Annotated in this window: 10 protein-coding genes; 2 read left to right on the top strand and 8 right to left on the bottom strand. The window is 50.7% G+C overall.

Features of this window, described 5'->3' with window-relative positions; translation table 11 throughout:
• Window positions 1-161: 161 nt before the first annotated feature.
• From BP822_RS01195 to BP822_RS01160, 8 genes are all read right to left on the bottom strand, one after another.
• A complete protein-coding gene (locus BP822_RS01195; RefSeq protein ID WP_048131557.1) occupies window positions 162-671 on the bottom strand; it encodes a PIN domain-containing protein in 510 nt (169 codons plus the stop codon).
• Window positions 671-874 carry a hypothetical protein gene (locus BP822_RS01190; RefSeq protein WP_013718038.1) on the bottom strand — a complete coding sequence of 68 codons (204 nt, stop codon included), beginning with the start codon at window positions 872-874 and terminating at the stop codon, window positions 671-673. Before BP822_RS01190 ends, BP822_RS01195 begins: the two co-directional genes overlap by 1 nt.
• Window positions 875-1,496: 622 nt before the next feature.
• On the bottom strand, window positions 1,497-2,534 hold the full coding sequence (locus tag BP822_RS01185; RefSeq protein ID WP_273278749.1) for a hypothetical protein: 1,038 nt from the start codon (window positions 2,532-2,534) through the stop codon (window positions 1,497-1,499).
• Window positions 2,535-2,667: 133 nt separating this feature from the next.
• Window positions 2,668-3,516: an aldo/keto reductase gene (locus BP822_RS01180; protein ID WP_273271690.1), complete on the bottom strand. Its 849-nt coding sequence runs from the start codon at window positions 3,514-3,516 to the stop codon at window positions 2,668-2,670.
• 363 nt (window positions 3,517-3,879) lie between these two features.
• Window positions 3,880-4,083: a hypothetical protein gene (locus BP822_RS01175; RefSeq protein ID WP_013718035.1), complete on the bottom strand. Its 204-nt coding sequence runs from the start codon at window positions 4,081-4,083 to the stop codon at window positions 3,880-3,882.
• A 325-nt stretch (window positions 4,084-4,408) separates the two neighbouring features.
• A complete protein-coding gene (locus tag BP822_RS01170; RefSeq protein ID WP_157863588.1) occupies window positions 4,409-4,564 on the bottom strand; it encodes a hypothetical protein in 156 nt (51 codons plus the stop codon).
• A 785-nt stretch (window positions 4,565-5,349) separates the two neighbouring features.
• Window positions 5,350-5,652: a CoA-binding protein gene (locus tag BP822_RS01165; RefSeq protein ID WP_273271691.1), complete on the bottom strand. Its 303-nt coding sequence runs from the start codon at window positions 5,650-5,652 to the stop codon at window positions 5,350-5,352.
• On the bottom strand, window positions 5,636-5,779 hold the full coding sequence (locus tag BP822_RS01160) for a hypothetical protein (protein ID WP_013718029.1): 144 nt from the start codon (window positions 5,777-5,779) through the stop codon (window positions 5,636-5,638). Before BP822_RS01160 ends, BP822_RS01165 begins: the two co-directional genes overlap by 17 nt.
• A 329-nt stretch (window positions 5,780-6,108) precedes the next feature.
• Between BP822_RS01160 and BP822_RS01155 the strand changes: the two genes are divergently transcribed.
• Entirely contained in the window at window positions 6,109-7,977 is a 1,869-nt protein-coding gene (locus BP822_RS01155; RefSeq protein WP_286877548.1) for an ATP-binding protein, read from the top strand.
• Between the two features lie 49 nt (window positions 7,978-8,026).
• On the top strand, window positions 8,027-8,415 hold a 389-nt coding region (locus BP822_RS01150), incomplete at its 3' end, for a hypothetical protein (protein WP_286877547.1).

Here is an 8,415-nt window from a genome sequence, read left to right as displayed (position 1 = left end):
ACAGCAATTTCGGGACACTACCCCCAACCGGCCCCCAGGCGGCAAGCCCACGCGGCCACGCGCGCCCATGCGAGAGCACGCACGAACGCCTGCAACATCAACTCCGCCATTAGGGCCATGTCTAGAGGACGAGCCAACTGAATGAGAAGCCGTCGGCTCCGTTATTTTAAAATGGCCTGAGCTTCATGCGGATGCAGAACTTTGGTCTTGAACTCTTTCGGGATGCTATAGCCCCTTAGAATTCTGTCGGTGGTTATGAAAAAGTCCACGTCGTAAGCCAGAGCGTATCCCAAATGCACCAAATCAGCTGGTTTGATTCTTGAATCTTTATACTTGCTGTGGTTATACAGATTGTAGCAGGTAGTAGCAACTGCTTCATTAGGGTGAAGAAATGAAATTCTCAGGCCGCTCCAGATATCGATAAGCTCGTGAAGCTCTTCACGATTATGCTTGTCCTCCCGGCCTTTCCACTCACCTTCAACGCATATGATGACTACTTCTCCAAGGACGGATATGGGAACACATAGCGAGATATCAGGATGACTGCTAAGATGGAATAAAAATTTTTTAATATCGTACGGATTTATATCCCGCTTGGTTAGGCTTTCGCTCTTATGGCTGATGGAAAAGAAGAAAATATCCGCATCAATGGCTGCTCGCCGCATAGCCATTACTCTTTTCCAAATGCCTTCTTTATGCGAAACATCATCTGGTCATGCTCTTCTTTGGAGACCTTCCAGAGTATCTTGCCGTGGATGTCTGTTGCTCCGCCGTAAGGCATCTGGTTATCATCTAAACTGTAGTACTGCTCTGGTATCTCTTCGGGAATGAGCGACTCCTCCTTCCAATAGATGCATTTTTGCGCATTAGCCAACAGAAATCTAAATGATCTGATTCATATTTAAATTGATCCATCGCACTGTAAACTGCCATGATACCCGTTGGCCCTGCCACGAGCGAAGCACTGGGGAGCGCGACCTTGGACTCCGGCGAGGATGCAGCACAGCTGATGAGCTGCTGTGCAAGTAGCCTACAATTCGCAATAATTGCAAATCTGGAGACGACAGCCCCGAAACTTCGCCCAAGAATCTCTGTGCGTCCTCCGTGCGCTCTGTGGCTCTGTGGTGTGATCGGTAGTTGTTCGGTTATAATTTTCAGCTAGTAATAAAAGCTGACCCGCCATTGCTTCCCAAAATCCAGCCCCCCTTGAAAAGCTGCCCATCAAATAGGCAAGCCCCCAACCGCACGCCCGACCGGCCTCCCGGCCCTCCATGCGACAAGCCCACGCGGCCACGCGCGCCCATGCGAGAGCACCCCAGAATGCCCGCCTGCCAGACAGCGATGCAGCCCGATCATTCCCGCACACTAGCGGAAATTGATCGTAAATCGTGGGGCACCGGCCAGGGTTCAGCCCGGCCGATGGGCTGCCAGGCCTGAATTAACCCCGACCAGGCGAGGTGAATTATCCTGGACGATATCTGCAAAACGGTCCTGGCCTAAACCCCCTCCACATGGATCTCTTTGGGCACACCGGCCGGGAAGAGTATATCGTTCTCATACATCCAGAAGCCGTCCCAGATGCTTATCACATGATTCACGCCGCCCTGGACGCTCAGGTTGAATACGCCATTCTGTCCTACGCCCACGAGCGCTCCATCGACGTAGACCTGGAAGGCGGATTTGCCGGGATAAAGGATCGATACCGGTGTATCGCCAGAGGAAGGTGCAGCAGAAGGTTGCAATGTTGATGGTGATGGTGCAGACTGCTCTGACTGCCCTGCTTCTGTGGGATAGATTGGGGGCTGAGCCGATGGGGCCTGGGCGAATACATCGATTATTATAACGTTGCTCGGCTGGTTATCCACCACAAAATAGAGCATATGTCTTCCCATCTCATCCGCCCGGTACTTCATGCTGTTATAGCCTTGATGGAACTGGTAGATCCTGGACCTCTGGGCGTTCGTTCCATTTGTGATGCTCTCGAAAAATCCGCCTGTTCCTCCCAGGGGTACGCGGCCGACTAGATCAAGAGTCGTTCCTACTGGGCTTACCAGATACTGAGTCCAGTTTTGCCTGCCCCGGATCCAGAGGTCATTGGCCTGAGGAGCGGTGATGGACAGATACTGAGCATAAGCCAGTCCCTGGCCGTTTCCATAATAGAGATAAGATGGTGGAGATTGTGTAACATTGAACTTAACGGGATTGCTTACGATCTCGCCGTCCATGGGAATGGCCTGAGTATAATAATACTCCCTGTATGGAGCGAATGTAGATGATGGCGCCATCTGTCTGGAGAAGGTCAGGTCGGAGCTGTACCAAGGGTAGGATGGAACAGGAGAATCCAGCCAGCGAACCATGCCCGCAATCCCCGGGTCCATCAACGAAGCCCGATCAATGGGAGTAACGTATGCTCCCTCTAGCCAGTCAACCGGATAAAGCTGGCCTATAGCCGGAGCGGTTTCGCCCTCGGCTGATTGGGCCAGGGGAGTTGCCAGGGCAACGATCAGTGCCAATAATATCAATTTCAATGACATCGTTCTCATAGTATTACCTCGTTTACATTCTGCCTTCTTGAAATTCATAAAGCTATTGAGAATAGGGATATGCATTCAGAAGTATTGAGGGGCTGAGTGCTGAGCAGTTGACCATCGTTTAAGACAGAGCGGCTCATATTCTGCCCCGGTAGTAGGCGAGACTCTTAGCATGTGGGCGGAAGAGATCCATCAGCCTTGCTTCCTCCAACGGGTCCAGGGGTCGGCCGTCCTCGCCCAACCTGGCCAGTTGCTGCACTTCTTCCGGGCTGGAGCATCCCACAATGGCGGTGGTGATATCCCGAGAGAGGGCGAACCGGATCAATAGCTCTGGTGTGATCCCCAGATTTGGTGCGATGTAGTTTCGTGCCCCCAATACCTTCATTCCTATCACGGCTATTCCTTTATCCAGGGCAGCAGTAATGACCCTGTCCATGAATCCGCCGATTATCGCCTCTGCCGGATTGACGGGAAGGAGGACGGCATCCAAAGGCCAGCTCTCTATCGCCGCCAGGAGTACCTCTGGATCGTGGTGACCGGTAACACCGATATACTTCGTCAGGCCCGAATCCCTTGCCTCGATGAAGGCCTTTAGGGCGCCATTGGAGGATTCGATCTCCTCCTTCTCCCTTCTGGTGCGGAGGTCATGGATCTGCCACAGGTCCAGGCTCTTCAATCCCATAACCTCCAGAGTCTCAAACAGATCGGCCCGGGCTTCATGATATTCGCGGGCGGCTGACTTGCTGGTCTGAAATATGGTGGATCGGTTCTCCTGATGGCTCCTATAGAAACTGCCGTAATATCCCTGGCTGCCGGCATAGGCCTTGGCAGAATCAAAGTAGCTAATGCCCCTGGTTGCGGCCTCCTCAATAACCTGCAGCGCATCCCTTCCCCGGCCGTAGGTGCGGAGCACTCCTTCTCCTCCCAGGCCCACGCGGGTGACGGATGGGCCAGTCCTTCCAAATAGCCTGGTACTAATCGCCATAGAGATCCACCATTTCGATATTTCCTGATTTGGGTATGCTTTGATGTTAGTATTAATCATGTCGTTTGAGATGAATGAGGCAGGCAATCGGATTAATGGGTGATGGCTCTTTAGGGAAGCTTGGATAGGTAGGCATTGGACGCTGATTGCTCAGATATCTGAGCGAATAATCTGCTGGCGGATTCATGAGATTGATCTTGAAAGAAAAAAATAAAAGAGGGCTTTGCAGGCAGTTCCAGTCCACCCCCAAAATTACTTATGCATATATTTCAGTTCGCCTTTATCGGCCACCATGGTGAATCGGTGGATCCGGAATCAGATCAACCCTTGGCCTCAGGCTCTGAGTGGATGAGTCCCTCCATTTCATTCTGGCTTTTCACCGATATAGATGCCTCTGCCATAAGATTTGTAGTCGTCGAAGGGGCCGGAGGGTTTTGGTGATGAGCTTCTCTCTGTGCATTCCACCACCTTGCCTCCTATCCTGGCAAAGAATGTGGGCGATGGGTCAACCATCTCTCTGATCTTTTTTTGCTTTTCTGAGAAGAAATAGTAACCATCTGGCTCCATTTCAGAACATCCTCCTTTCTGTGTATGAAAGCGCATATCTATATCTGGTTGATCTATCGAACTCATCTATATCCGAATTGGCGTTCATTTTATTTGATCTCATTTCAAGCAACCTCGTAACCCTTTCCATTCTCTCTCTTCCTTAATTTCTGACCGCAAGTCTCGCATTCTGGTTTTGGATTATTTTCATTATGTGCTATCCACATGGAACCGCACATAGGACATCTCGGCAACACCATTCTCAATAATTCTCCAGATATACTATATTATTTATAACATCTAACACAATCTTTCCCTGACATTCCCCATCTCAATAATCGTCCTCTTACCGGACCAATGCCAGCAAATTCTTGTCTGCCATTGAATTGATGTCGTTTGAGCTCAAGAACCTCAATGGATTATCATCCATAACCAGCAGGGGAGAATCAGGAGCAGAGATGCCCATGGATTTGAGCTGCAGCAGTGATTCTTTGCTTCTCATGTCTGCTTCTTCAAAACTCAAATTAGCCTCTTTTAAGAGGCACACCAAACGCTTACTTTGCGTGCAATCCTCTGTCGTATACAGGATATTCCTTCTCATTTTCCAACTCCTTGAAAGAGTTGGCCGCGGTGTTTGCCTTGGAGCGCCAAAATGCTTTAATGCATAGGCGCTATTTAGAGCAATCAACCTGATGGAGTCTCTCGAGTTTGCAGACCAGAAGGGCTTCATCCGGCCATTTCTTTCTATGTTTTTTATACTTATCACTTAATTAATCTGCTTATGCTGATCAGATATGATGAATCCTTGCTGATGGATTCAGCTTGAAAGATCCGGTCTTATTGGATCTGATCTGGCATTGCCTCAAAACTTCTATTCTGAATGCTATATTGCAGCGCAATGTCTTTGTTTTGAATCAAGAGATTGATCCCGTTCATCGATGCTTTCAGAGAATGAATAACATCTATGCTCGAACAATCAACATAGCGCACATTCGGCATTCAATACCCAATCCGAGCCATCGGATTGGGCCTTATAGGCCGGGTTTAATCATGGATGCATCTAAGGACGCATCGCGTCCGTGCTCTCGACTAAAATTGCGAATTAAGAGCCACGACATGCTTTAGAGGTCCTCGCTAAAGTTATATATATTTTGCCATCAAGCCCTATTAGAATATATCTATTTATTTAATTTATATTATATCGTTCCTGGGTTTTCTCCTGGTTATTACCTATGAATTTTACCTTATATTCTCACCTGTATCCCCTTATGGTATGCCTATTACTTCCTAATATTTGCCTAATATCTTCGCCACTGCTCTATGTATGGAATGCATATTGAATCCCTTATCGGCCAGGTACATCATGGGGCATCTGCCGGCTATGTAATGCACCACCGCATCCTGACTCATCTTCTTGGTCCCATCAGTCTCCGTTCTCCAGTGTATCCAGAAATTCTTGATGCCGATTGTCTTTAGCTCTTCAACTGCATGTGCAGGATCCTTTTTTGTCAGACCAATTACTGCACAATCTATTTCAGGGGATAGATCGGAAAATCGTGATACGCTTCCTTTTTCAGGATCGTCTGACAAATCGACGATGTAGATCCTCTTTCCTTTTCTTCTCCAGCTCCTCGATTGTCCACTTCATGGCCGGCTTTGTCCTATCTGTGACCACCACAAAGCTCTCGTTCTCCCAGAATGATTCTTGCTCAGTCATGCCGCCCTACCTCTGGTATATGTTTAGAGCTCATAGTATATAGATAGTTTTGCTGATAGCTCACTAGATTGTCATATTGATAGATCATCAAATATCGGTTGGAGCGATCAACTCAACAATTCAATTGCGATACATTTTAATATTTCGCTTTCAGTCTAACATATAATCCTAGCATCATTTATGTCAGGCTTCAGGATAAGACACAGAAAGCCTTGATTGGGGTTGATCTACATTCGCAAGAGAAGGTGCATTAGATTTGATGACGATCGGGAGAATTATCCCATCCAGCAAACCTGGGATCATTTGAGAGGATACAGGAGAGCCTTATCATGACTGCAGGGAACCAGGGGAACCAGGCGATCCAGCCGGGCGAGATGTTCCTGGGAGGAGTAATCGACCCGGTTAGCGGCCAACGCATGCAGAGGGACATCATTTACGATGCCCGCAACCTGACCACCCATGGCATCATCGTAGGAATGACGGGCTCGGGCAAGACAGGCCTTGGAATAGTCATGCTGGAGGAGGCTCTCTCCTCGGGAATTCCCTGCCTTATACTGGATCCAAAAGGGGATATGGGCAACCTGCTCCTGAACTTCCCATCGTTCTCTCCCCGAGACTTTCTCCCCTGGATCAATGAGGCCGAAGCAAAAAGCCGAGCTACCAGCACCGATCAGCTCGCCGTCCAGATCTCAGAGAGCTGGAGGTCTGGTCTGGCAGAATGGGGAATAGGGCCAGACCGAATGCAAAAGCTTGCCGATTCTGCGAGTTGTACCATTTACACCCCAGGTTCAGTATCCGGGGTCCCGATCAATGTGGTCGGATCGCTTGTTGCCCCCAGGCTGGACTGGTCCGACTCCTCGCAGGCAGAGATCGGGCGGGATGAGATCGAGGGCCTGGTCTCCTCTTTCCTGGTGCTCGCCAGGATCGACGCTGACCCCATCTCCAGCCCGGAGCACATTCTCCTGGCAAACATCATCGAGAAAGCCTGGAGCGAGGGCCGGGATCTGGACCTGGGATCTCTGATCGCTCAAGTACGGCATCCGCCTATGAGAAAATTGGGGGTGTTTGAGATCGATAGCTTCTATCCCCAAAAGGAGAGAGACCGACTGGCAATAAGGCTCAACGGCCTGATTGCGTCCCCCTCTTTTGCCGCCTGGATGGCGGGACCTCCCCTTGATATCGAGAGAATGCTGTATTCCTCCCGTGGCCAACCACAGGCCTCAATAATCTATCTCGCTCATCTCTCTGAAGCCGAGCGACAGTTTGTGGTCACTCTAATCCTCTCCAGGCTGATAACCTGGATGCGAAGACAATCTGGAACTCCGGACCTCAGGGCGCTGGTCTATATGGATGAGGTGTTTGGCTTCGCTCCACCTACCGCCGAGCCGCCATCGAAAAAGCAGATCCTGACCATTCTCAAGCAGGGTCGAGCTTACGGGGTAGGCATGGTCCTCTCCACTCAGAATCCGGTTGACCTGGATTACAAAGCGATGTCCAACGCCGGGACATGGATGATCGGCAGACTGCAGACGGAAAGGGATAAGGCCAGGATTCTGGAGGGAATCGAATCGGTCTCCGGCCAGACAGACATGAAGCTCTTCGACCGGCTGATCTCAAACCTGGGCAAGCGACAGTTCGTCCTTCAATCGGCCAAGGCCAAAGAGCCGGTGATCTTCACCAGCCGGTGGTCTATGTCCTACCTGGCAGGACCTTTAGATAGAAACCAGATCGAGAGGTTGACCCGTGATCACCCTCTGCGCAGCATTTCCATATCCTCTTCCTCCGCCGGCGCTGGGGCTGCCTATGGGACCGCCGCTAGCACGAGCTTCAAGATCGCCTCAGCTGCCGCCTCACAGGAAACGCTGCGGCAGGAAGGAGGAATGGAGATGACCAGGAGAAGCTCTGGTGGATTCCCTCCAGCCTCTGGAGAGATATCCAGGGATGAGAGCCAGGTGGCTCCCCGAGTGGATCCATCCACTGCAGTCTATTATCTGGATCCATCAGCCCCCTGGGCATCTCAGGTGCGGTCAATACCCGGAGGAAGGCGGCTCCAAGCAGGCCTGATCGCCCGTGTCCATCTCAAATATGATGACAATAAAGCAGCGGTCGATCATACCGAGGAATGGGAAGCGATTTTCTTCCCCCTNNCGCAATCCTGCCCTGGATTTGTACTCCAGGGTGGGCGAGTCGAGGAATGATTTTGAGAGAAGATGCTTCCAGGCAGCTGAGGATAAGGCAGATGCGGAAATGGCGAAGCTCAAAGATAAGCATGAGTCCTCCATCAACCGAATAAAATCCCAGCTCAACAACGCCGATCGAAGGGTTCGAGAGCTCAATACAGATACCCGCCAGAGGCAGCAGGAAGAGCTGCTCCATGGTGCTGGCGATCTTCTATCAGGGCTTCTCGGTGGCCGGCGTCGCTCCCTGAGCCTGGGCGGGGCAGCATCCCGGCGCTCAATGACGATTCGCACTCAGGAGCGTCTGCGCTCTGCAGAAGAAAAGAAAGAGGAAAAGGAGAGAGAGCTGGAGGAGCTCGAGGATAAGCTGGCAGAGGAGATTTCACAGATCTCCGATCGATGGAAGGTAGCGGCCGATCAGATCGAAGAGATCAAGATTCCCCTGGAAAAGGCAGACGT

Origin of the sequence: Methanosaeta sp. UBA458 (genome assembly GCF_002496085.1) — an archaeon.
In the GTDB taxonomy this organism is placed as follows: Archaea; Halobacteriota; Methanosarcinia; order Methanotrichales; family Methanotrichaceae; genus Methanothrix; species Methanothrix soehngenii.
This window is presented reverse-complemented; position numbering and strand designations above follow the sequence as displayed.

What these genes read in the sequence shown, in the direction of transcription:
- BP822_RS01195 (WP_048131557.1), bottom strand. Translation starts at nt 671, where the DNA reads ATGGCTATGCGGCGAGCAGCCATTGATGCGGATATTTTCTTCTTTTCC.
- BP822_RS01175 (WP_013718035.1), bottom strand. Translation starts at nt 4,083, where the DNA reads ATGGAGCCAGATGGTTACTATTTCTTCTCAGAAAAGCAAAAAAAGATC.
- BP822_RS01160 (WP_013718029.1), bottom strand. Translation starts at nt 5,779, where the DNA reads ATGACTGAGCAAGAATCATTCTGGGAGAACGAGAGCTTTGTGGTGGTC.
- BP822_RS01180 (WP_273271690.1), bottom strand. Translation starts at nt 3,516, where the DNA reads ATGGCGATTAGTACCAGGCTATTTGGAAGGACTGGCCCATCCGTCACC.
- BP822_RS01185 (WP_273278749.1), bottom strand. Translation starts at nt 2,534, where the DNA reads ATGTCATTGAAATTGATATTATTGGCACTGATCGTTGCCCTGGCAACT.
- BP822_RS01170 (WP_157863588.1), bottom strand. Translation starts at nt 4,564, where the DNA reads ATGAGAAGCAAAGAATCACTGCTGCAGCTCAAATCCATGGGCATCTCT.